This window comes from Corallococcus sp. AB038B, assembly GCF_003668955.1.
GTDB lineage: Bacteria > Myxococcota > Myxococcia > Myxococcales > Myxococcaceae > Corallococcus > Corallococcus exiguus.
In genome coordinates this window covers 86,274-109,227 of record NZ_RAWO01000005.1, presented here as the reverse complement: position 1 = coordinate 109,227, position 22,954 = coordinate 86,274, and the positions used below count along the sequence as shown (strand labels likewise).

General features: G+C 70.2%; 18 protein-coding genes. 10 read left to right on the top strand and 8 right to left on the bottom strand.

Going from position 1 to position 22,954, the window contains the following annotated elements; genetic code table 11:
- Positions 1–26: 26 nt before the first annotated feature.
- The 3 genes from D7Y04_RS21955 to D7Y04_RS21945 are packed head-to-tail and all read right to left on the bottom strand — an operon-like array spanning position 27 to position 4,978.
- Positions 27–677, bottom strand: coding sequence for a hypothetical protein (locus D7Y04_RS21955; protein ID WP_120596014.1), 651 nt, complete (start codon positions 675–677; stop codon positions 27–29).
- Positions 674–1,351, bottom strand: coding sequence for a 2-hydroxychromene-2-carboxylate isomerase (locus D7Y04_RS21950; protein WP_121760599.1), 678 nt, complete (start codon positions 1,349–1,351; stop codon positions 674–676). The genes D7Y04_RS21955 and D7Y04_RS21950 overlap by 4 nt, the downstream gene beginning before the upstream one ends.
- 27 nt (positions 1,352–1,378) lie before the next feature.
- Positions 1,379–4,978, bottom strand: coding sequence for a serine/threonine-protein kinase (locus D7Y04_RS21945; protein WP_121760774.1), 3,600 nt, complete (start codon positions 4,976–4,978; stop codon positions 1,379–1,381).
- 402 nt (positions 4,979–5,380) lie between these two features.
- On the opposite strand from D7Y04_RS21945, the gene D7Y04_RS21940 reads away from it, so the two are divergent.
- The 5 genes from D7Y04_RS21940 (at position 5,381) to D7Y04_RS21920 (ending at position 9,633) form a co-directional block, all read left to right on the top strand.
- A complete protein-coding gene (locus D7Y04_RS21940) occupies positions 5,381–6,046 on the top strand; it encodes a serine protease (protein ID WP_121760598.1) in 666 nt (221 codons plus the stop codon).
- Between the two features lie 120 nt (positions 6,047–6,166).
- A complete protein-coding gene (locus tag D7Y04_RS21935) occupies positions 6,167–6,451 on the top strand; it encodes a hypothetical protein (protein WP_121760597.1) in 285 nt (94 codons plus the stop codon).
- Between the two features lie 149 nt (positions 6,452–6,600).
- Entirely contained in the window at positions 6,601–6,999 is a 399-nt protein-coding gene (locus tag D7Y04_RS21930) for a response regulator transcription factor (protein ID WP_120596018.1), read from the top strand.
- Positions 7,000–7,124: 125 nt separating this feature from the next.
- On the top strand, positions 7,125–8,780 hold the full coding sequence (gene pruA / locus D7Y04_RS21925; RefSeq protein WP_121760596.1) for an L-glutamate gamma-semialdehyde dehydrogenase: 1,656 nt from the start codon (positions 7,125–7,127) through the stop codon (positions 8,778–8,780).
- A gap of 4 nt (positions 8,781–8,784) precedes the next feature.
- On the top strand, positions 8,785–9,633 hold the full coding sequence (locus tag D7Y04_RS21920) for an aldose epimerase (protein WP_120596020.1): 849 nt from the start codon (positions 8,785–8,787) through the stop codon (positions 9,631–9,633).
- Between the two features lie 10 nt (positions 9,634–9,643).
- Here the strand turns inward: D7Y04_RS21920 and D7Y04_RS21915 are convergent, their stop codons facing one another.
- Positions 9,644–10,831, bottom strand: a complete 1,188-nt coding sequence (locus tag D7Y04_RS21915) for a cytochrome P450 (protein WP_121760595.1) — start codon at positions 10,829–10,831, stop codon at positions 9,644–9,646.
- A gap of 86 nt (positions 10,832–10,917) precedes the next feature.
- Between D7Y04_RS21915 and D7Y04_RS21910 the strand changes: the two genes are divergently transcribed.
- Positions 10,918–11,922 (top strand): hypothetical protein, encoded by a 1,005-nt coding sequence (locus D7Y04_RS21910; protein WP_121760594.1) that lies wholly within the window; start codon positions 10,918–10,920, stop codon positions 11,920–11,922.
- Positions 11,923–12,028: 106 nt separating this feature from the next.
- Positions 12,029–12,652, top strand: coding sequence for a glutathione S-transferase family protein (locus D7Y04_RS21905; protein ID WP_121760593.1), 624 nt, complete (start codon positions 12,029–12,031; stop codon positions 12,650–12,652).
- An 82-nt stretch (positions 12,653–12,734) separates the two neighbouring features.
- Here D7Y04_RS21905 and D7Y04_RS45180 read toward each other — a convergent pair whose 3' ends face one another.
- The 4 genes from D7Y04_RS45180 to D7Y04_RS21875 form a co-directional block, all read right to left on the bottom strand.
- A complete protein-coding gene (locus D7Y04_RS45180; protein WP_172817660.1) occupies positions 12,735–13,382 on the bottom strand; it encodes a hypothetical protein in 648 nt (215 codons plus the stop codon).
- A gap of 280 nt (positions 13,383–13,662) precedes the next feature.
- Positions 13,663–14,313 carry a hypothetical protein gene (locus tag D7Y04_RS45175; protein WP_171811913.1) on the bottom strand — a complete coding sequence of 217 codons (651 nt, stop codon included), beginning with the start codon at positions 14,311–14,313 and terminating at the stop codon, positions 13,663–13,665.
- A complete protein-coding gene (locus D7Y04_RS45170; RefSeq protein ID WP_199749713.1) occupies positions 14,310–16,304 on the bottom strand; it encodes an AHH domain-containing protein in 1,995 nt (664 codons plus the stop codon). Before D7Y04_RS45170 ends, D7Y04_RS45175 begins: the two co-directional genes overlap by 4 nt.
- Before the next feature lie 168 nt (positions 16,305–16,472).
- Positions 16,473–17,399, bottom strand: coding sequence for a S9 family peptidase (locus tag D7Y04_RS21875; RefSeq protein WP_158620660.1), 927 nt, complete (start codon positions 17,397–17,399; stop codon positions 16,473–16,475).
- A 407-nt stretch (positions 17,400–17,806) separates the two neighbouring features.
- On the opposite strand from D7Y04_RS21875, the gene D7Y04_RS21870 reads away from it, so the two are divergent.
- From D7Y04_RS21870 to D7Y04_RS21860, 3 genes are read left to right on the top strand one after another with little or no spacing between them, the layout of a single operon-like run.
- On the top strand, positions 17,807–19,099 hold the full coding sequence (locus D7Y04_RS21870; RefSeq protein ID WP_120578663.1) for an O-acetylhomoserine aminocarboxypropyltransferase/cysteine synthase family protein: 1,293 nt from the start codon (positions 17,807–17,809) through the stop codon (positions 19,097–19,099).
- 4 nt (positions 19,100–19,103) lie between these two features.
- Positions 19,104–20,441, top strand: a complete 1,338-nt coding sequence (locus D7Y04_RS21865) for an alpha/beta fold hydrolase (protein ID WP_120596025.1) — start codon at positions 19,104–19,106, stop codon at positions 20,439–20,441.
- 8 nt (positions 20,442–20,449) lie between these two features.
- On the top strand, positions 20,450–22,951 hold the full coding sequence (locus D7Y04_RS21860) for a bifunctional aspartate kinase/homoserine dehydrogenase I (RefSeq protein WP_158627574.1): 2,502 nt from the start codon (positions 20,450–20,452) through the stop codon (positions 22,949–22,951).
- Positions 22,952–22,954 lie beyond the last annotated feature (3 nt).

Here is a 22,954-nt window from a genome sequence, read left to right as displayed (position 1 = left end):
GACGCGGAATAGCGTCCAGGGGGCCGTCAGCCCGCGCGCCGTCCCAGGAAGGCGCTGGCGACGATGGCAAGCGCGATGGCCGTCCACAACAGGCCCTGGAGGTTCTGGCGGCGGATTTCCTTGCGCCCCAGGCCCTGGTACCAGGCCCTGGCCGCCTGGACCCGCCCCTCCCAGGTGAAGCCCTCCGGGCCCGCCGCTTCCAGCCCCTCCAGCCGTCGCACATGCGCGCGCAACAGGCGCTCCGGTGCGGCGTCCTCCAGCGACCCGGAGCGGTAGCCGGGCACGTCCAGCGCGGGGCGGCGGTAGCTGGCCGTCACCACGAAGCCCCCGGAGGCCAGGGGGGTGAGCAGGTAGAGCCGGGGCAGCAGGTCTCCCCCCTCGTGGAGGGTGGCGAAGACGCGCTCGCCCGGGTGCGCCCAGTCGTAGGAGCGGGTGGCCTTCTGGAGGAGCGGCTTCTCCTCGTGGCTGCCCACCGGCGTGAAGCCCAGCGCCTGGAGCTGTCCCGCCAGGGGGCTCAAGGAATCCGGCAGGTCCATCTGGTCCGCGGGGGCCTCCGGCTCCACCCGGACGGAGTGGGGGAAGAGGTAGAGCAGCGCGCGCCAGAAGTTGAGGAACAGGAGCACGCCGGCCAGCACCAGCCCGGCGACGGCCACTCCCAGCTGCCCGAGCACGTTCACGGGCGCGGCTTTCCGCCCTGGCGCCGGTCCGCGGTGGCGGGCAGGTGCTGCCACTTCGCCAGGTCCGCGGGGGTGAGCGGGTCGCGGCCCTCCAGGAAGCGCTCCAGGTGGCCCAGCGAGTCCACGCCCCAGAACATCTCGTCGTCCACCAGCACGGACGGCACGCCGAAGGCGCCCTGGGCGAGCGCCGCCTCTGTGTTCTTGCGCAGGCGGTCCTTCACCTCCGGCAGCTGGGCCCGCTCGAGCAGCGCCCGCGCGTCGAAGCCCGCGTCCGTCAGCACCGCGCCCACCTGCTCCGGCGTCTCGATGCCCCGGCCCTGCCCCCACGCGGCCGAGTAGAGCGCGGTGGTGAGCCGCGTGCGCTCCGCCACGTCGTCCACCGCCGCCGTCACGCGCAGGGACAAGAGCGGGTTGAACGGGTGCGAGGGCGGCAGGGTGAAGGGCGCGCCCTGCTCATGCGCGATGCGGAACGTCTGCTTGAAGACGTAGACGCGCTTGGCGGGAATCTCCGCGGGCCCCACGGAGCCCACGGCGTTGAGCAACCCCGCGAGCAGCACCGGCACCGGCTCCAGCACCCGGCCGTGACGCTCCGCGATGGCGGGCATGCGGAGCCAGGCGAGGTAGGCGTACGGGGACAGGTAGTCCAGGCAGAAGCGCAGGGGGGAGGAGGCCATGCGCCCATCCTAAGCACGACCCGGCCGTCAGGCGCTCTGCTTCACGTCCTCGTGCTGGCGCGACAGCGGACCGCGCAGCGACTGGGCCAGCTGCTGCAGGTGCGTGGCCCGGGCAGTGGTGAAGGCGCGCTCGGCGATCTCCAGCTCCCGCATCGCCTCTTCCGGCGTGCCGTGCCGCTCCGCGTGCTGCATGTACACGAGGCCCATCTGGAGCACGTTGCCGGTGGACTCCGCCAACAGGCGCGCGTGGCGCAGGTGCGCGTCCCCCTCCTCCTGGGACACCAGCGGCGCCAGGGCGCGGCGGGCCAGGATTTCGTCCCAGGGGTTGGCGAAGCGCGGGTCCAGCGCGCGCTCCAGCGCGGCCTCGGCGGCGGCGAGCGCGGCGGGCAGCCGGCCCTGCTCCCTCTCGAAGCGCGACTGGTACACACGCACCAGCGTCTCCATGCGCAGGCCGCCCTTCTGAGCAGCCTCCAGGGCGCGGGGCAGCGACTCACGCGCGGCGGCCGCATCCTCGAAGAGCACGTCGCGGCACGCCTGGTACACCTGCACGTGCGCGCGCAACCAGCGGTCCCCGGGCAGCACGCGCGAGAGCGCTTCGCCGCGCGACACCACCGCGGCCACGAGTTCGTGCTCGCCGCGCTCCAGGTAGTACGGCGGCGTGAAGAGGGCCAGGTTGCGCTCCATCAAGCGCGGACTGCCCAGCCGCCGGACGAGCTCCGTCTTCTGCGCGAGCGCTGACGCGAACGCGGCGCCGTCGCCGGTGAAGGCCGCGCGCGCCACCTGCGCGAAGAGGTGGTAGGCGCGCACGTCGGTGAAGCCCTGCGCTTCCGCCAGGTGCAGCCCGTCCTTGTGCAGCTCTTCGTCCAGCGGCTCGCCGCGCAGGGCCAGGTTCACGTTGAGCAGGTAGCCGCCCATGCCCAGCGCCCACGCCAGCCGACGGGGCGGACGTCCCACCGCGTGGCGGAACTCGCGCAACCGCTGCACCTGCTTGCGCTGCTCGGCCACCCCGCCCGCCCAGTGGCCGGTGTACGCGCACAGCGTCGAGCGCGCCACGGACAGCCCCGCCCGGTACGGCGAGTCCTCCGGGTGCTCGGCGGCCACGCGCGCGATGAGCGCCTCCAACTCCTCCGTGCGCCCCAGGATGGCCAGCGCCATGCCCTGGAGGATTTGAAGCTCGGAGCGCTTCCAGAAGACGTCCACCGGCGTCATCCGCCCGTCCGCCGACACCTCGCGGAAGAGCGGGATGAGCAACTCCTCGCGCTCCGCGGGAGTGGCCACGCGCGCGGACTCCAGCCGGGAGAGCGCCTCGCGCCGTCCGGCCTCCACGTCCACCGTGGCCGCCCAGTGCGCGAAGAGCCGCTCCGCGTACGCCACCGACGTCGGCGGGTCGCTGGAGTAGCCCACCTCCACCAGCGACACCCACGTGCGCAGCAACTGCTCCGAGCGGCCCGGGTAGTCCGGCGCGGACTCCAGGAGCCCCGCCGCTTCCTTCAAGAGCAGCGTGGCCTCCAGCAGCGCCTCCGCCTCGATGGCGGCCTGGCCTGCCTCCAGCAGCGGCTGGATGGCCTCCGCGGGCGCGTCCGAGCGCGCGAAGTGCCAGCCCACCGCGCGCACCACTCCCGAGCGCCCCGCGGGCAGCGCCTGGAGCACCCGCGCCACCTGGCCGTGGTACGTCCGGCGCTCCGTCTCCGGCGTGCTGTCGTAGACGGCCTGGTGCACGGTGTCGTGCGTGAAGACGTAGCGGCCCTCCACGTCCTGGAGGAACTGCCGCTCCACGATGCCGTCCAGCACGGCGAACAGCTCCGCCTCCGGCAGGCCGGACAGCGCGCGCAACAGCGGCAGGTCCAGCATCCGGCCCGCGGGCGCCAGCTTGCGCAACAGCGACACCTGCTCCGGCGGCGCGTTGGCCAGGCGCACCAACACCGCCTCCTGGATGCTCGCGGGAAGACTCCGAGTGCCCAGCCCCTCTTCCGCCTCCCAGCGTCCGCCCACGCGCTTGAGCGCGCCCGCCTCCACCAGCATGCGCAGGCATTCCGTGGCGAAGAAGGCGTTGCCACCGGTCGTCTCGTGCAGCCGCTGCACGAAGCCCTCCGGCACGTCCAATCCCGGCAGCACCAGCCCCACCAACTTCGCCACGTGCTCGGCGGACAGGGGCTCCAGGTCCATGCGGGACGTGAGCTTCTCGTCCACCGTCTGGAACGCGAGGCTCAGGCGCGACAGCTCCTGCGAGCGGAACGTGCCCACCACCACGCCGCGCGTGCCGTGCAGCGCGCGGATGAGGACGTTGAGCGCCTCCAGCGACGCGCTGTCCGCCCACTGCAGGTCCTCGAAGCACAGCACGAAGGACTGCCGCCCGCCGAGCGTGTGGGTCCACTCCGTCAGCGCCTCGAAGAAGGCGGCCTTCTCCGCGGAGCCGTCGCGCGGCAGCTGTTCGTCCTGGTCGCCCTCCAGCACCTCCGGCGACAAGAGGCGCGCGAGCGGGGCCTTCACCCGCTCCATCAAGTCCGAGGGCGTCTGCGGCACCAGGCAGCGCAGGGCCTGCGCCACCGGCGCCAGCGGGGACAAGCCTTCCGCGCGGCACTGGCCCCGGCCGAAGGGCAGCTCCGCCAGCTTCGCCTGGAGCTCGAACTCCTGGAGCAGCCGCGTCTTGCCCACGCCCGCGGGGCCGCCCACCAGCATCGCGCGCGACTGGCCCCAGTCCGCCTCCGCCAGGCCGTTCATCAGCCCTTCCAGCTCCGCCTCGCGCCCCACCACCTCCGGCACGTGCAGGTAGCTGGCGCGCGCGGACAGCGGCTCCTCGGGGACGGGCTCGCCGCTGGCGTGGCAGAGCGCCTCCAGCAACTCGCCCGCGTCCTGGAAGCGCTCGCGCGGGTCCTTCGCCATCAAGAGGAGGATGATCTCCTCCAGCTGCGGATCCACCGGGCAGAGCGTGGAGGGGCGCGGCGGCGGACGCGTCAGGTGATCCGCGAGCAGCACCGCGGGGCTATTGCGCTTGAAGGGCAGCTTGCGGGTGGCCAGGTACCAGGCCATCACGCCCAGCGAGTACAGGTCCGCGCGCCCGTCGATGCTCGCGCCGCGCTGCCACTCCGGCGCCAGGTACTCCAGCGTGCCCTTCAGCTTGCCGGGGCTGGGCGTGCCCAGCTGGTGCATCACGCCGAAGTCCATCAGCTTCACCGCGCCGGACTCGGTGATGCGCACGTTGCTGGCCTTGATGTCGCAGTGCACGTACAGGCGCGAGTGGATGAACGCCAGCACCTGCGCCATCTGGATCAACACGCGATACAGCGTGCGCGTGTCCAGCGGCGCGTCCCGCACCAGCGTGCTCAGGTCCTTGCCGCCCACCACCTCCATGGTGATGAAGCGGTTGCCGGCATCCGTCATGCCCCAGTCGAAGACCTTGAGCGTGGACGGGTGCTGGAGCTTCTTCATGGCGAAGAACTCGTGCCGGAACAGCAGCACCAGCTCCTCCACCTTCGCCGCGGACAGCTCCGCGGGGACGTGCATCTCCTTGAGCGCCACGCGCCGGCGCTCCTGCATGTCGTCCGCCAGCCAGATGCGGCCCATGCCGCCTTCGCCCAGCAGCGACTCCACGCGGTAGCGCCCGGTGACGATGACGCCCGGAATCAGCGAGCGCCGCTCTCCGATGCCCGAGCCCGGCAACGTGATGGGCGTACGCGCCCGGTCCCCCCAGGTGCTCGGAGGGCGGGTGCGTTCATCCAATACCGTTGTCTTCTCGTCGTCGCTCACGAGCCAAAGGGCTGGCCGTTTCGAGGCCAGGATCTGGATTCCAGAATCCAGACGTAGCGAGGAATAGCACGTTTCAGTGACACCGCCTCCGGGACATCCGAGCAGGTGCATTCTCTGCTGCCATTCTCTGTTTCACCGCCTTGCTGGAAGAAGGCACGGAATCGAGCCCGGACGCCTGCTGGGGAGCCACTTCCACACCCGCTCCCACGACACACCCGTACGCATGCACACCGTTCCTTCGACCCCCTGGGCCCGTCGCCTGGGGGAGGAGGGGGAAGCGGCATGCGTACATGGAAGTGGGGCGGCGCCACGGTGGCGCTCGCGGCCGTGACCGCCTGGGTGGCCTGCGGACAGTCCGGCCCGGGCGAAGCGCAAGGGTTGGAGAAGGCTGAAGCCGCGACGGTGACGCTGGGCGACGGGCACTGCGCGGGCGTGGTGGTGGGCCAGGGCCGCCATGTCCTCACCGCGGCCCACTGCGTCGCACCGGACGCGGGCGAGGAGCGGACGAACTTCGAGGACGGCCGGCAGCTGAATGGCCGCTACGTGTTCGTGGATCGCGGCCGGGACATGGCGGTGCTGGAGCTGGAGGCGAAGGCGCCGGTGGCTCCGCTGGAAGTGGCCGAGGGGCTGCCCATCCCCGGCGCGATGCTCGTCTTCACCGGACGCCACGACCGGCCCGGCGAACCGCAGCGGGTGATGGTGGAGCGCTGGGGCCGCTGCCCGTCGCTGCCGGACGTGCCCAACGCGCTCTTCACCACGATGCACGGCGTGCCGGGGGACTCCGGCGCGCCGCTGGTGGACGAACAACTGCGCGTGGTGGGCCTGGTGCATGGCGGCGCGCGGTGCAGCATCGCCGCGCCCACCGGGGACGTGGCGCCAGAGGTCCAACGCCTGTCGCGAGAGGACACGCAGCCGCTGGCCCGACGGCCGACTTCCGCACCGCGCTGACGCGGCGGGACGGCGCACATCGCCCTTCCCGCACCTGGACGGCCAGGCAGGCGGCGTGCACACGCGCCGTCATTGCCCCGTCGTCCCGGTGCGTCCCACCTTCCCGTCGGAGGCGACACCATGGCTTCGGACAAGGGCTCCAAGAACTTCCAACCGCGCAACCGGGGACAGCTGGAGGACGCGCTGGACCGCGGCGCCGCCGAGCTGGCCCGCGAGCGCTCCCAGGCCGCGGCCCGCGAGGACGAGAACCCGGGCCCGCTGGAGGAGACGCGCTGGGAAGCGGAGGTGGAGCGCGGCGCTGAATGGCAGGACCAAGAGGTGCCCGACAGTGAGGCGCGGGGCGACGAGGAGCCGGACTCCGAGGTTTCCCGGCGGGGGCTCGTGAATCCGCCGCCCGAGGGTTAGCGGCGTTGGCGGCAAACCCGTGAGGTGGAGGCTTTCGGGAATTCTCACGGGTGAAGGGGGACCTCTTGCCCGGTGCGCACGGCGGGGGGATGCTGTGCGCGCCGTTCCCCCTTGCCGTTCGTCGTTGCCTCCCCAGGAGTCGATGCACCGTGAAGCCCAAGGTCCTCATCGTGGAGAACTCCTGGACCATGCGAGAGACGCTGAGGCTGCTCTTGTCAGGTGAGTTCGACTGCACGGTGGCCGCGGATGGAGAGACGGGGCTCGCGCACGCGCTGGCGCAACCGCCAGACGTGCTCCTGTCGGACGTGAACATGGAGGGCATCGACGGCTACGAGCTGTGCCGCCGCGTGCGCGCGGAGCCCTCCCTGGCGCACCTGCCGGTGATGTTCGTCAGCGGCTACCCGCCGCGTACGGACCTGGAGCCCGGGCAGCCCCAGCCTGACGCGTACCTGGTCAAGCCGGTGAAGCCGCCCTACCTCATCGCGCAGCTGCACGCCGTGCTGCAACGCGCGAGGGGCGCCACCGCCAAGGCCGCTGGCGAGGGCTGAACCGGACGGCCGCTGGCTTCGCCTCTGTCTCGGCGAGGACGCCGCACGCTTCTGTCACTGACCTGGGACACGGGGAGGGCTATACCTTGCCCGAACTTTTCATCCTCTCGTCCCGAGGTCATCGCGTGCTCAACGCCACTCCCCGCGTCCCGGCTCCCAAGAACGAGCCCGTCCTCTCCTACGCTCCCGGCACTCCGGAGCGCGCGGAGCTCCAATCCACCCTCAAGAGCATGAGCGGGGAGCGCATCGAGATCCCCGTCGTCATCGGTGGCAAGCACGTGAAGTCCGGCAAGACGGACACCGTGCGCATGCCGCACCGGCACCAGCACGTGCTGGCCACCCTGCACGAGGCCGACGCGGGCCACGTGGAGCAGGCCATCCAGAACGCCATGAGCGTGAAGGAGGACTGGGCGCGGATGCCCTTCCACGCTCGCGCGGCCATCTTCCTGCGCGCCGCGGAGCTGCTCGCCACGCGCTACCGCCCGCTGCTCAACGCGTCCTCCATGGCGGGCCAGTCGAAGACGGCGCACCAGGCGGAGATCGACGCGTCGTGCGAGCTCATCGACTTCCTTCGCTACAACGTCCACTTCGCGCAGCAGATCCTGGCCATCCAGCCGGAGAACTCGCCGCAGATGTGGAACATGACGGACTACCGGCCGCTGGACGGGTTCGTCTTCGCCATCGCGCCGTTCAACTTCACCTCCATCGCGCTGAACCTCTGTCTGTCGCCCGCGCTGATGGGCAACGTGGTGCTGTGGAAGCCGTCCTCCACGCAGGCCCTGAGCGCCTGGTACAGCCTGGAGCTGATGCGCGAGGCGGGCCTGCCCGACGGCGTCATCAACATGCTGCCCGGCGACGGCCCCACGGTGGGCAACCCGGTGCTGGCGAGCCCCCACCTGGGCGGCATCCACTTCACCGGCTCCACGCCCACGTTCAACAACCTGTGGAAGACGGTGGGAGAGAACATCGGCCGCTACAAGCAGTACCCGCGGCTGGTGGGTGAGACGGGCGGCAAGGACTTCATCTTCGCGCACCCGTCCGCGGCGGACGACCTGGAGGCGCTCGCGGTCGCCATCGTGCGCGGCGGCTACGAGTACCAGGGCCAGAAGTGCAGCGCGGCCAGCCGCGTCTACGTGCCGGAGTCCCTGTGGCCCAAGCTGAAGCCCCGCCTCCAGGCGCTCATCAGCGAAATCAAGATGGGCGACGTGGCGGACTTCCGGAACTTCATGGGCGCCGTCATCGACGAGCGCTCGTTCAAGAAGGTGTCCTCGTACATCGAGCTGGCGAAGTCCGGCGGTGACGCGACCATCGTCGCGGGCGGCGGCACGGACAAGAGCGAGGGCTGGTTCGTGCAGCCCACGCTGGTGCAGTGCAACAGCCCGCGCCACCGCATCATGACGGAGGAGATCTTCGCGCCGCTGGTCGGCCTGTACGTCTACCCGGACGCGAAGCTGGAGGAGACGCTGAAGGAGTGCGACCAGTCCGCGAGCTACGCGCTGACGGGCGCCATCTTCGCGCGCGACCGCAAGGCCATCGAGCACATGATGAGCGCCCTGCGCAACGCGGCGGGCAACTTCTACATCAACGACAAGCCCACGGGCGCGGTGGTGGGCCAGCAGCCGTTCGGCGGCAGCCGCGCGTCCGGCACCAACGACAAGTCCGGGTCGATGATCAACCTGTTCCGTTGGTCCAGCCCGCGCACCATCAAGGAGAACTTCGCGCCGCCCGTGAAGGTCCCCTACCCCTTCATGGACAGCGACCCGAAGGAAGGGGCCATCTAGTTCCATGAGCGGACCGTTCCCGGGCATCGCGGGGCTGGAGACGTATGCGCTGGAGGACGGCGGCTGCCGCGTGGAGATCATCCCCACGCGCGGCGCGCTGGTCACGCGCATGGTGGTGGACGGCGAGGACGTGCTCTATCTGGACGAGAGCACCGTCGCCGACCTCACGAAGAGCGTGCGCGGGGGCATCCCCGTGCTCTTTCCCAACGCCGGTCCCCTGCCCGGGGACACGTATCCGGCGGACCGCAAGGCGTACTCACTGCCGCAGCACGGCTTCGCCCGGAAGCTGCCGTGGACGGTGCGCCAGGCGGAGGATTCGCTGCTGGTGCTGGGGCTGACGTCGTCGGAGGAGACGCTGCGCCAGTACCCGTGGGCCTTCGACGCGCAGCTGGCGTTCTCGCTGGCGGGCCGCAGGCTCACGGTGGACTTCGACGTGGAGAACCGAGACACGCGGCCCTTGCCGCTGCACCTGGGTTACCACCCGTACTTCCGCGTGCCTCAGGGCAACAAGGCGCAGGCGCGCGTGGAGACGGACGCCACGCACGCGTGGGACAACCGCGCGAAGCACGAGGTGCCCTTCACCGGTCTGGACCTCACCGCGCAGGAGGTGGACATGCACCTGCGCGACCACTCCGCGCCGGGCACGGTGCTGGAGCGCGGGCCAGGCCTGTCCCCCGTGAAGCTGTCGTGGAGCGGGGAGTTCCGCATGCTCGTCGTGTGGACGCTCACGGGGAAGGACTTCGTCTGCGTGGAGCCGTGGACGGCCGCCGCCGGGGCGCTGGCCACCGGCGAGGGCCTGTTGCACGTGGACCCGGGCGAGCGGGTGTCGCTCGCGTTCGACATCGAGGCGTAACCCGCGCGCTTCAGGCGTGCGGGATGAGGGGCAGGCTCAGCGGGCCGCGCACGGTGAGGGAGGTGTTCCACTTCACCGGGCCCGTGGGCGTGAAGCGCGTGAAGCGGGACAGCAGCACCTCCAGCCCCACGCGAGCCTCCAGCCGTGCCAGCGGCGCGCCCAGGCAGAAGTGGATGCCGTGGCCGAAGGGCATGTTGTTCACGCCCTCGCGGTCCATATCGAAGGTGTCCGGGTCCTTGAAGCGCTCGCCGTCGCGGCACGCGGAGCCGATCATCAGCGCCACGCGCGCGCCCTCCGGAATCACCACGCCCGCGACTTGCGTCTCCTTCGTGGTGACGCGCACCAGGCCGTGCACGGAGGGCTCGTAGCGCAGCACCTCCTCCACGAAGCGCCCCACCTGCGACGGGTTCTCGCGCAGCCGGGTCACCAGGTGCGGCTGCTCCATCAACATGCGCACGCAGTGGCTGACAAGCTGCACGGTGGTCTCCAGCCCCGCCACCACCAACAGGAACAGGAAGCTCATCAACTCCGCGTCGCTGAGCGCTTCGCCTTCCACGCGCGTCTTCACCAGGTCCGACACCATGTCGTCCTGCGGGTGGCGGCGGCGCTCGGCGACGACGTCGGACAGGTAGTCCTCCATCTCGCGCACGGTGGCCTTGATGGAGTCGTGCCGGTGGGTGTCCTTCTCCGTCGTGCCGGACACGCTGGACAGGTCCACCGACCAGCGCTTGTAGCGGGCCGTCATCGTGGGGTCCAAGGCGAAGAGCTCGCCAATCACGCTCGCGGGCAGCGGCATGGCGAAGGCGTCCACGAGGTCCACCTCACGCTCGGGGGACAGCCGCTCCGCGAGTATCTGCGCGAAGCTCCGGATGCGCGGCTCCAGCCGGTTCACCGCCGCGGGCGTCCACGCGCGGCTCACCAGCGTGCGCAGCCGCATGTGGTGCGGCGGGTCCATGACGATCATCGACTCGGAGAAGGGGTTGTGACCCAGCCACGGCGGCGCGGTGGTCGTGCGCACCCCAGCGGAGGAGAACACCTGCGGGTTCTTGAAGGCCGCGGCCACGTCCTCGAAGCGGGTGATGGCCCACAGCCCAGCGGGTTCCACCTGACACACCGGCGCGGTGCGGCGCAGCTCCGCGTAAACGGGGTAGGGATTCGCCCGGACTTCCGGCGCCATCAGGTTCACGCGTCCAGTCATGAAAGAATTTCCTTTCCCGGCTGGAAATCTATACCCGGTATACTGGCTGTGAACAGAGGCGTCGCCTCCCCCTCCCTCGAGTCACCATGTCCCGCTTCGTCCTCGCCGCCGTCCTCGCCCTGGGTCTGTCCGCGTGTTCCGACGACCCCGATGAAGTCATTCCCGACTCCGGCACGAACCCCACCGCCGACGCGGGCACGGATGCCGGCACGAACACGGACGCGGGCACCGACGCCGGGACGGACGTGGACGCGGGGACGGATGCGGGCACGGACGTGGATGCCGGCACGGATGCGGGCCCGGGCAGCTCGCACGGCTCCGGGAAGCTCGCGTGCAGCAAGACGGGCACGGTGAGCACGGACGCGGGCACGCTGACGTACTGCGTGGCGCAGGTGGGCGCGACGGAGGTGAAGTACATCGAGCCGAAGCAGGGCATCGCGCCCGAGCCCATGCGGCTGGCCATCTACCTGCACGGTGACGGCGCGGCCACGTACACCGGCACCAATGGCGGCAGCCCTCGCTCGCTGTTCACGCACGGCGGTTGGACGTACGGGCACAACACGCTCTACGTGACGGCGCTCGCGCCCAACAAGTGCGCGTGGTGGACGGTGCCGGAGCGCACGGACTGCTCCACGGAAGCGCCCATCGAAGCGCGCGACCTGGAGGGCAAGAACGCGGCGGAGCTGGTGTCGCTCATCGAGGCGCTGCGCAAGGGCTGGGACATCCAGGACGGCCCCATCCTCTTCGGCGGTTCGTCGGGAGGCTCCATCCAGCTGACGGCCAGCTTCCTGCCGCGCTACGGCGACCGCTACCCGGGCATCTACGCGCTGAGCTGCGGCGGTGAGAAGCCGTGGTCGGGCAGCATGAACTGGGACGCGTCGAACGCGGCGCTGCGCGGCGTCACGAAGTTCTGGTTCACGTATGGCGACCAGGACTACCTCCTCCAGGACATCCAGGCGGCGGAGGCGTACTTCGGCGGGCTCGGGTTCCCAGTGAACGACAAGGTCATCGCGGGCGCGGCGCACTGCGCGCAGCCGTTCGACCAGGTGGGCCGCGTCACGGAAGTGTGGAACGAGGCCACCGCGCAGTAGGCATCCTCCCCTGCTCCGCTTCTCGCGGTGATTCCATCGCAAGAAGCGGAGTGCGCGGAGTGAGTGCGGCCGATAGCGTCGCGCGCATCCTCTTGATGGAGACCGGATGCGCCTCTACGACTATCTGCCTTCCGCGAATGGCTACAAGGTCCGCACGCTGCTGAAGCAGCTGGGGCTCGCGTACGAGCTGGTGCCGGTGGACATCTTCGCGGGGGAGAGCCACACGGCGGACTTCCACGCGAAGAACCCGGACGGCCGCATCCCCGTGCTGGAGCCGGAGCCGGGGCGATTCCTCGCGGAGTCCAACGCCATCCTGTTGTTCCTGGCGGAGGGCACGCGCTTGCTACCCGAGGACCGCTTCGCTCGCGCGCAGGTGCACCAGTGGATGTTCTTCGAACAGAACACGGTGGAGCCGAACCTCGGCACCGCGCGCTTCTGGCTGCTCACGGGCCGGCAGCCGCCGGAGTCCGACGTCCTCCGGAGCCGAGTGCAGGGCGGTGAGCGCGCGCTGGCCGCGATGGAGCGGCACCTGGGCCAACACACGTTCCTGGTGGAGGAGCGCTACACCGTCGCGGACCTCTGCCTCTTCGCGTACACGCACCTGGCGCCGGAGGCGGGCGTGGACCTGACGCCCTACCCTGCCGTCCGCGCGTGGCTGGAGCGAGTGAAGGCCCAGCCTGGCTTCCTGGGCCCCGTGCCGCCCTACTTCGCGAACGCGCACGTGCGCTGACGCGGGCTACTCGTGCTCGGCGGCGACAACCTCGCGGACCTCCGCGTCCGTGAGCCGCTTCGCCAGCAACTCCGTCACGGTCTCACGGTTGGGGGCGCCACCACAGGCCCTTCAACCCCGCCTGCTCACACGCCTGCCGTGCCTCCTCGGTGTAGCAGTAAAAGACCAACTCGGGGACGGAGAACACGGGAGGGAAACCTCCTGGCGGAGGGCGGAGCACGAGCGGCTCGGCTTCCTCCTGACCCAGGAACTCTTCGCCGCATTGGTGGAAGGGCACGCCCTTCACGAGGGTGCGCTCCCGGTCGAGGCAATCGGCCCGATCCAGCAACTGGAGGATGACGAAGTCCTCATTCTTCAGCGACGGGTCCGTCACTGAATGCCAGGTTCGCCTCCGGGGGTACCCGCTTTGCACGAGGTGCCTGATGCGTTCCGAATAGATGACGGTGGGGATGAGGCGGTGGCGGAACGGGCCCACCGCATCGAGCACGCGCACCATGCGCCGGGAGAGCAGCAACCACCCCATGGGCGCGGTGAACAGGTGGTCAAGCCGGGCGGCGCTCTCCAGGTTGCCGACGAACTCGATGACCTCGGGCGCGCCCTGATGGCTCTGATAGTCGATGCCGGGCTCGAAGAACGTCGCGTTCTCGAAGCCGTCGAATTCGATCAGCCTGGCGTCATAGACACCTTCCTCCTTGATGTGGGAGGTGTCAGCCGTCAATGCATACATCATGTGGTGTGTGACTCCTCGTGGGAGGACAACTCCAGCAAGGCCAGCTTCTTCCCCATGAGCACCCTACCGCCGCGGTAACCGCTCACCGGCATGAGCTGCTTGAAGGCACTCCGTCCGTCACCGCGTGAATGGAGCGAGTGAAAGCCCTGCCCGGCTTCCTGGGTCCCCTGCCGCCCTACTCCGCGAACGTGCGCGTGCCCTGACGCGGACTACTCCTGCTCGGCGGCCACGGCCTCGCGGACCTCCGCGTCCGTGAGCCGCACCGTGGGCGCTCCCGTGCTCACGGTTGGGGGCGCCACCACAGGCCCTTCAGCCCCGCCTGCTCACACGCCTGCCGCGCTTCCTCGGTGTAGCAGTAGTAGAGCAGTTCGGGGACGAAGAACACGGGCGGGAAGCCTCCGGGGGGCGGGCGGAGCACGAGCGGCTCGGCACCATCCTCGCCTAGGAATTCTTCTCCGCACCGATGGAAGGGCACGCCCTTCACGAGGGTGCGCTCCCGGTCGAGGCAGTCTGTCTGATCCAGCAACTGGAGGATGACGAAGTCCTCGTTCTTCAGCGACGGGTCCGTCACCGAATGCCAGGTCCGCCTCCGCGGGTATCCGCTGTACACGAGGTGCCGGATGCGTTCCGTGTAGATGACCGTGGAGATGAGGCGGTGGCGAAACGGGCCCACTGACTCGAGTACGCGCACCATGCGCCGGGAGAGCAGCAACCACCCCATGGGCGCGGTGAACAGGTGATCGAGCCCGGCAATCCGCTCCAGGTCGCCATGGTACTCCATGACCCCAGGCGTTCCCTGCTGGCGCTGATAGTCGATGCCAGGTTCGAAGAACGTCACGGACTCGAAGCCGTCGAATTCGATGAGATGCGCGTCGTAGAGATCCGCTCCCTCCTTGATGTGGGAGGCATCCGTCGCCAATGCATACATCATGTGGTGTGTGACTCCCCGTGGGAGGACAGCTCCAGCAAGGCCAGCTTCTTCCCCGTGAGCACCCTACCGTCGCGCTGCTCCTGGATCACCTTGATGACCGGCTCCTTCAGGCTTCCGGATTCGATGGTCCGGCGCAATTCGTTCTCGACCTTGAGGAGGGTCTCCTCGATGACCTTGGGCGTCCAACTGGAGGAGCCCTTTTTGGACAGATCCTTCCAGGCGGCCTCAAGCTGAGCACGCACGAATCTGCTGTAGATGGGATGGCTGCCCGAGTGGATGAACTGGCCTTCCACGTTGAGCCCGGAGGGCATGTCGAGGATGTTCGAGCCCCGGTCAATCGTGTAGCCCTTGAGCCGCTCCATGGCCGTGCGGATCAACGGGTGGGTCTGGGCGATCTCGTCGGGAATGAGGTGGTGCATGGGATGACCCGCGGAGATCCGGACCTCCGCTGCCGCCCGCGCCGCCGGGCCCTGGGTCTTCTCCACCCAGTCCAGGTAGTTCTTCCGGTACCGGGTGAAGACGCTCAGGCGGAGCGCACCCTTACCGACCTTGAGCACCACCAGCCCGTCCTCGGTCACCGTGAGCGCCCCGTACTCGTCGCCCAGGGCCTTTCCGTCCGGACGGCGCAGCCGGAAGGGTTGGGAGTCCGAGCTCAACTTCTCCAGGCGGTAGCCCGCGGCCTGGAGCTCCCGCTTGAAGGCGTTGAACTCTGGCGTCCCCTCCTGCGGGATGCGGCGTCCGACGAAGTCCTTGAGCTTGTCCCAGTTGGGAAGCTTCTCCAGCAGCTTCTCCAACTCGGCGTCGCTGACCGTGCGCTCGGTCAGCGTGGGTTCGGGGTCCGACCTGGACGTCCCCTCTTCCCTGACAGCCTTTGACAGTAACGGCGCACCGGAGCCCCAGGGATTGAAGGGCAGCGAGACAGACGGAGCGGCGGTGATGGAGCCCGGCTGGAACACGGGGACGCCTGCGTAGGCACCGCCGGGACCCGCCGCCGCCATCATGTAGATGCGGGGCGGGGTGATTCTCACGGACGTCATCAGCTTGAGCCCACGTCCCGCGTTGGTCTTCACGCCCATCAGCGCCAGCGCGGCCATCGCGATACTCACCAGCATCCGGAGGAAGGACTTGCTCGCTTCCTTGAGCTTCTCCGGTGAGCCGTTGGCCTCCCAGGCCTGGGTAAGCCACAGCTGCGCGTGCTTCAGGGCCTCCCCTCCGGCCTCGATGAGTCCATGGGCTCCGAACGCCGCCAGGCCCAACTGGATGAGCGCCGCCGCCAGCTGTCCTACGCCCGTGGGCGTCGCCGCCAGGAAGGTGGACAGCGCCTCCGCGGCGATGAAGCCCACCACCATCGCGGAGATCTCCAGCCAGTTGTCCAGGATGGCCTTGCCGTACTGGCCGGTGACCTCTCCGAAGTACTGGTCCGCCTGCCTCACGGAGGTGATGACGTCCTCCAGGTGCAGGGCGGCCTTGCGCGCCTGGGCCATCGCCTCGTGGGTGATGGAGCCGCTCGACACGACTCCCTGGAGCTGGTTGGCGAAGGCGATGCTCACCAGCCAGATGCGCTCGCCCGCGACCAGCCGGACGTCACCGTCGATGCGCTGGACCCCCTTGCGGCCACTCTTCACGTTCACGTGCTGAATGACATTTTCGTAGAAGCGCAGGTCCCGCCCCGGCTGGATGGCCTGCCGGTAGATACGCGCGGCGATGGGCTCCAGGCGGTCCCCTGGACGGACCTGATAGAGCGTCGCCGCGGGCTCCGGCAACTGCGTCGTGATGCGCAGGGTCTGCAGATAGCCTTGCAGCAGGTATCCCCCCACCACGGTGGAGACGTAGGACCAGCCAGGCGCCTGGGCATGGTCCCGGATGACGCTCACCCGCGTGCCCGGAGGCAGGGGCGCTGGCGTCAGGCAGGTGGAGCCCTTCATCTCCGCGGGAAGCGTCCGCAGGTTGGCGCCATCACCCTGGTCGATGAATCCGAACTGAATCGTCATGTCCCCTCCCGACTCGGGACTGAGAGGATTCAGCCACCCGGGCCGGGAGTGAAGGACCGGCCGGATGGGGATGACAATGACTTACAGCCGCTGCGCGGCGGGTAACCACCTCCTGGCGGAAGCTGCCTGAAGGCCCAGCCCTACTCCGCGAACGCGCGCGTGCGCTGACTACTCCTGCTCAGCGGCCACGGCCTCGCGGACCTCCGCGTCAGTGAGCCGCACCGCGGGCGCATCCGCCTTCGCCTCCATCAGCCGCTTCGCCAGCAACTCCGTCACGGGCGCGAGCACGCTGAAGTGCGTGGCTCCCGGCACCGCGAGGAACGACAACGGCGCGCCCTTCGCCGCCACGCGCAGCGGTTCAAACGCATCCATGTTGCCGTGGTCCGAGCCCTCGATGACCTGCGTGGGCACGCGCAGGTGCTCCACGTAGCTCACCGGGTTGCGCAGCCACAGCTCCGTCCCCCGAGCCTGCCCCAGCAACGGGACATAGTGCGCGTACTCCGACACGTCGTGCGTCGGACCGAACGCATAAGCGCCCTTCAGACGCGGTGACAGCACCGCCACCATCAACGCCACCGTGCCGCCCGTGCTGTGCCCCGCCACGTAGATGCGCGCGGGATCCACGTCCGGACGCTGCGCCACGAAGTCGATGGCCGCGACCACGTCATCCACCTCGCCCAGGAAGTACTCCCGCGCGCCAGGGTTGTCGTCCGACCCGCGCAGCGACGGCAGCATCAACACCAGCCCGGCTTCGCGGAACGCCCGCGCGCTCTGATCATTGCTCCGGGGCGAAGGCGCCCACGCGAAGCTGTCGAGCCCAAAGTCCATGCCGCCGTGGATCCACACCACCGCCGGCCGCTTCGCGCCCTCGCGCACGGGCGTGATGTAGGCCGCGTTGCTGCCCAGCGGCGAGGGATAGCGCACCAACTCGAAGAGCTCCTTCGGCGGCGTGGGCGCGGGAGCGCGCTGCGTGGGCTCCACCTTCAACTGCGTGCGGAAGCTCTTTCGAATGTTCACGGATGTGGGCGGCGCGGGCTTGGAGCACGCGGCGAGGAACAGACAGGCCAACAGGAGGACAGGGAGGGAGGACGTCATTCTGGGAATACGCAGTGAATCGGTGTCACGGGTCCGCGACACATGCGGCGGTGTTCCGGAGGGTGGCTTGACAGCTCGCGCCATCGCGTCTACTTCTTCTCGCAGAATGTTCGTCACCTCCGCCATGTGCATGTGTTCGATGCCTGTTCCGGGTGGGCCCAAGCCCGCCGCGGCCGGCTGACGCACAGCCTGCCCCTGGCGAGCCAAACGGAGCCCACCCACCCGCGAGGGTCGGTGGGCTTCGTCGTTCCGGGCCTCCGCTCTCGCACCCCTGCCGAGGAGCGTCGCAGCGCCCGCCGTGTCCTGAAGTCCTCCCCGCCGCCCGCAGTGCCCTGACGTCCCCACCACCCGTCTGCCTTCACGCACGCGCGTTCCTTCCGGAGCGACGCGAACAGGAGTCCCTTGCCATGAGCACGCCCAACAACGAACGCCCGCTGCACCCCGACACGCTCGCGCTGCACGCCGGCTATTCGCCCGACCCCACCACGGGCGCTCGCGCGGTGCCCATCTACCAGACGACCAGCTACCGCTTCCGCGACGCGGACCACGCCGCCGCGCTCTTCGGCCTCAAGGAGTTCGGCAACATCTACACGCGCATCATGAACCCCACGACGGACGTCTTCGAGAAGCGCATCGCCGCGCTCGAAGGTGGCGTGGGCGCGCTCGCGGTCGCGTCCGGACAGGCCGCGCAGACGCTGGGCATCCTCAACATCCTCAAGACGGGGGATGAAATCGTCTCCGGCGCCAGCCTCTACGGCGGCACGTACAACCTCTTCAAGGTGACGCTCCCGCGCCTGGGCATCACCACGAAGTTCGTGGACGCGGGCAACGCGGACGCGTTCCGTCAGGCCATTGGCCCGAAGACGAAGGCGCTCTACCTGGAGTCGCTGGGCAACCCGCGACTGGACGTGCCGGACTTCGACGCCATTGGCGCCGTGGCGCGCGAAGCGGGCCTGCCCCTCTTCGTGGACAACACCGCGCTGTCCCCCGCCCTCTTCAACCCGTTGCGCCACGGCGCGAACATCGTGCTGCACAGCGCGACGAAGTACATCGGCGGCCACGGCACCTCCATTGGCGGCGTCATCGTGGACGGAGGCAACTTCCCCTGGGAGAACGGCAAGTTCCCGGAGCTGACCGAGCCCAACCCCGGCTACCACGGCCTGCGTCTGCGTGAAGCCTTCGGACCCGCGGCCTTCATCCTCAAGGCCCGCCTGGAGGGCCTGCGCGACCTCGGCCCCGCGCTCAGCCCCTTCAACGCGCACGCGTTCATCCTGGGCCTGGAGACGCTGCGGCTGAGGCTGGAGCGCCACTCGCAGAACGCGCTCGCGGTGGCGAAGTGGCTCAAGCAGCACAAGAAGGTGGAGTGGGTGCGCTACCCAGGCCTGGAGGACGACCCTTCGTTCCTCAACGCGAAGAAGTACCTCCAGGGCGGCTTCGGCGGGCTCGTCACCTTCGGCGTGAAGGGCGGGCTGTCCGCCGGGCGCAAGGTGATTGACGGCGTGAAGCTGTGGAGCCTGCTCGCGAACATCGGCGACACGCGCTCGCTCATCATCCACCCCGCGTCCACCACGCACGAACAGCTCACCCCGGCGGAGCGCGCCAGCACGGGCGTCACCGACGACCTGGTGCGCCTGTCCGTGGGCATCGAGCACCTGGACGACATCGTGGCCGATCTCGATCAGGCCCTGAGCGCGGTCTGACGCCATGCGACCCGTGAGGCCTGGCCAGGAAGTCCCCCCGCGCGCGGAGACCCCTCGCGTCTTCGACATCTCGCTGCCGGACCTGCCGCTGGAGGCCGGCGCCCGCGTGGCGCCCCACCTCGTGCGCGGCTGGTGGTGGGGGCCCCCGGAGGACCTCGCGTGGTTGCAGTCGCGTGCCCGAGTGCATTCCGAGGAAGCGGCGCGCGAAGGCCGGCTGCGCATGGTGCGGAGGTCCGCCTCCGAGCTGCGCGACGCCGCCACCGACGCGCGCCGCATCGGTCCCCGCCGTACGCCGGATCCGGTGCCCACCGTGCTGCTGGTGCACGCGCTCACCGGGGACATGAACGCCGGAGGAGAAGGCGGCTGGTGGGCCCCCGTCATCGGGCATGGCCGGCCGCTGGACCCTTCGCGCGTGCGGCTGTTGTGCTTCAACAACCTGGGCTCCTGCTACGGCACCTCTGGCCCCGCGGACGAGGGCTTCCCGCAGCGCACCGACGACACGCGCTTCGGCCCGGCGCCTGTGCTGCCCAAGGGCGACCTGCGCCTGGATGAGCGGAGCCTGCCCGCGACCATCACGCCGTGGGACCAGGCGCGCTCCATCCTCGCGGCGCTGGACGCGCTGGGCGTGGATGAGGTGGCGCTCGTCACCGGCGGCTCGCTGGGCGGCATGGTGGTGCTGTGCCTTGCAGCGCTGGCACCGGAGCGCTTCCAACGCATGGTGCCCATCGCGACGGCGGAGGCCGCGTCCGCGTGGGTGGTGGGCTGGAACCACGTGGCGCGGCAAGCCGTGCTGCTCGACCCCGAGTATCCCGAATCCCCCCGGCGCGGCCTGGAGTTGGCGCGTCAACTGGCGACGCTCACCTATCGCGCGGAGGCCGGACTGGAGGCGCTCCAACCGCGTCCGCAGGCGTGGTCGTCACGCGCGCTGTACCCGGTGGAGAGCTACCTGGAGTACCAGGGCGCGAAACTGGAGGTGCGCTTCGACGCGCGGGCCTACGTGGCGCTCCTGGGCGCCATGGATCATCACGACCTCACGCGCGTGCCCACGCCGAACGGTGGGCCCGGCGTGGACCGCATCCGCGCGAGCACGCTCACCGTCGGCATCGACCGGGACGCGCTCTTCCCGCCCGAGCACATGAAGAACCTGTCCCGCCGCCTGCGCGCGCAGGGACTGCATGCCGAGTACGCGGCCCTGTGCAGCGTGCACGGCCACGACGGCTTCCTCATCGAATGGGACGCGCTCGCGCCCCTGCTGGTCCGCGCGCTGGCCCTGCCTCCGGGCGTGGGCCGCGACGCCCGCATTTCCTCCACTGCCGGCGTCCGCGCCCGGAAGACTTTATGACTGCCCCTGTGAGCATCACCCGTTACGCCCCCTTCCTGCTCGACACCGCCCAGGGACTCGCGTCCGTGGCCACGCACCTGTCGCGCCGCGACGCGGGCAACACACGCGCCGCCATCGTGTCGTCACCGCCCTGGCTCGCGGCGGGGCTGGAGTCCGCGCTGTCCATCGCGTTGAAGGGCAACTCCACACTGGCCCGGCAGGAGTTGGATGGCCTGCTCGCGCGCGGCTTGTTGATGCTGGAGGAGGCCGAGCGCAGGTTGGGCGCGCCCCCAGGCTCCACGTCAGTGGAGGCGGACGGCACGCGCACGCTGGCGTCACTGCTGGAGCCCGCGCGCCGCGCGCTGGATGGCGCGAGCCTGGTGCGCGAACGGAGGCCCGCGCTGGAGGACGTGGTGCGTGGCACCGGCGAGCGGCTGACGGCGGCACTGCTGGCGAGGCTGCTGGGTGCGCGCGGAGTGCCGTCGCTGGAGGTGGACGCCGCGGACTGGACGGTGACGGAGGGTGAGCCCGGCCAGGCGCGCGTGAATCGCGAGCACACCCGCGCCCGGGTGGCCACGCTGCGGCCTTCGTGGGAGGGACGGCTGACGTTGCACGCGGGTGGCCGGGGGACGGCGGTGGATGGCCGCTCCACGACGCTGGGCGTGGAGGGCGCGGACGAGACGGCCGCGGTGCTGTCCGTGCTGCTGGGCACGCCGCTGACGCTGTGGACGGACGTGCCCGGCGTGATGACGGCGGATCCGTTGCACGTCGCGGATGTGCGGCCGGTGCCGCACCTGAGCTACACGGAGGCGCTGGAGCTGGTGTACCTGGGCCTGCCCACGCTGCACCCGCGCGCGCTGTCCACGCTGCGCGACGCGGACATCCCGCTGCGCGTGCGCCACCTGCAACAGCCCGATGAACCCGGCACGCTCATCGACGTACGCGGCGCGGGCAACGGCACCGTGCCCACGTGCGTGGTGTCCCTGGAGGACCTGGCGCTGCTGGGCCTGGAGGGAGGCACGGAGGAAGCGGCGCGGCCGGTGGGGCCTCGCGCGTTGCAGGCGCTGGAGGCCGCGGGCATCGACGCGTGGATGGCGGCGCAGTCGTCGCCGGGGCGCTCGGTGGCGGTGGTGCTGCGACGGGCGCACGCGGCCCGTGCGGAGGAGGTGCTGCGACGGGAGCTGGCGCCGGAGCTGGAGCGCGGAGCCTTGCAGCCGCCGCAGGTGCGCGCGCCGGTGACGCAGGTGGCGCTGGTGGCGGAGGCCATGGGTCAGGGCGCCAACGTGGCGGGACGGCTGTTCCAACCGCTGGGCGCGCTGGGCGTCAACGTGCGCGCCATCGCGCAGACGGCGAGCGCTCGCTCCATCTCGTTCATCGTGGATGGGGCGGAGACGGCGCTGACGGTGCGTACGGTGCACGCGGCCTTCCACTTCTCGCATGAAGAGGTGAGCCTGCTGGTGCTGGGCCATGGCGTGGTGGGCAGCCAACTGCTGGACCAGCTGCGCACGTTGCAGGAGACGCTGGCGCAGGGGCACGGCATCCAGCTCAATCTGGTGGGGCTCGCGGACAGCCGGCGGGTGCTCTTCTCGCCGGAGGGCATCCCGCTGAAGCAGTGGCGCGAGCGCATCGAAGCCGTGCCCGAAGGCGCGTCGCCGCCCGTGGTGCGCGCGCTGCTGGAGCCGCTGCGCCGGTTGCCCGTGCCGGTGCTGGTGGACTGCACGGCGGCATCGGGAATGGAGGAGCTGTATCTGGAAGCGTTCCGCAGCGGCATCCACGTGGTGGCGGCGAACAAGAAGCCGCTGACGCAGCCGCTCGAGGTCTGGGAGCGGCTGCGCAGCACGGCGCACCTGAACCACCGCGCGTACCACTACGAGACGACGGTGGGCGCGGGACTGCCGGTCATCCAGACGCTGAAGGACCTGGTGCGCACGGGGGACCGGGTGCACGGCGTGGAGGGTTCGTTCTCCGGGACGCTCGGCTACTTGAGCCAGCAGTTGATGGAGGGGGTGCCGCTGTCGAAGGCGGTGCGCACGGCGCGCGAGAAGGGCTTCACGGAGCCGCACCCTCGCGAGGACCTGGCGGGCACGGACGCCGCGCGCAAGGCGCTCATCCTCGCGCGTGAGCAGGGCTTGAACCTGTCGCTGGAGGACGTGGAGGTGGAGCCCTTCGTCCCGCGCGAGTACCTGGAGGAGGCGGACGTGGAGCGCTTCCTCACGGGGCTGGAGAAGCTGGACCGGACATTCACCTCGCGCATCGAGGGACTGCGCGCGGAGGGCAAGGTGCTGCGCTACCTGGCGCGCATCGACCCGGCGGCGAAGGACGGGCCGGTGCTGCGGGTGGGCCCGGTGGCGGTGCCGAAGGAGCATCCGGCGACGCGGCTGCGCGGCTCGGAGGCGTTCGTGGCCTTCTCCACCGAGCGCTACGCGGACTACCCGCTGCTGGTCCAGGGCGCGGGGGCAGGCGGCCCTGTCACGGCGGCGGGCGTCCTCGCGGACATCCTGAAGATCGCCCAGAACCTGCGGGGGCGGTGAGGC

Bases quoted from the DNA above. Each gene is read 5' to 3' on its own strand.
- D7Y04_RS21915 (WP_121760595.1), bottom strand. From the start codon at position 10,831: ATGACTGGACGCGTGAACCTGATGGCGCCGGAAGTCCGGGCGAATCCC.
- D7Y04_RS21870 (WP_120578663.1), top strand. From the start codon at position 17,807: ATGAGCACGCCCAACAACGAACGCCCGCTGCACCCCGACACGCTCGCG.
- D7Y04_RS21935 (WP_121760597.1), top strand. From the start codon at position 6,167: ATGGCTTCGGACAAGGGCTCCAAGAACTTCCAACCGCGCAACCGGGGA.
- D7Y04_RS21905 (WP_121760593.1), top strand. From the start codon at position 12,029: ATGCGCCTCTACGACTATCTGCCTTCCGCGAATGGCTACAAGGTCCGC.
- D7Y04_RS21940 (WP_121760598.1), top strand. From the start codon at position 5,381: ATGCGTACATGGAAGTGGGGCGGCGCCACGGTGGCGCTCGCGGCCGTG.
- D7Y04_RS45170 (WP_199749713.1), bottom strand. From the start codon at position 16,304: ATGACGATTCAGTTCGGATTCATCGACCAGGGTGATGGCGCCAACCTG.
- D7Y04_RS21865 (WP_120596025.1), top strand. From the start codon at position 19,104: ATGCGACCCGTGAGGCCTGGCCAGGAAGTCCCCCCGCGCGCGGAGACC.
- D7Y04_RS45180 (WP_172817660.1), bottom strand. From the start codon at position 13,382: ATGATGTATGCATTGACGGCTGACACCTCCCACATCAAGGAGGAAGGT.
- D7Y04_RS45175 (WP_171811913.1), bottom strand. From the start codon at position 14,313: ATGATGTATGCATTGGCGACGGATGCCTCCCACATCAAGGAGGGAGCG.
- D7Y04_RS21875 (WP_158620660.1), bottom strand. From the start codon at position 17,399: ATGACGTCCTCCCTCCCTGTCCTCCTGTTGGCCTGTCTGTTCCTCGCC.
- D7Y04_RS21910 (WP_121760594.1), top strand. From the start codon at position 10,918: ATGTCCCGCTTCGTCCTCGCCGCCGTCCTCGCCCTGGGTCTGTCCGCG.
- D7Y04_RS21950 (WP_121760599.1), bottom strand. From the start codon at position 1,351: ATGGCCTCCTCCCCCCTGCGCTTCTGCCTGGACTACCTGTCCCCGTAC.
- D7Y04_RS21920 (WP_120596020.1), top strand. From the start codon at position 8,785: ATGAGCGGACCGTTCCCGGGCATCGCGGGGCTGGAGACGTATGCGCTG.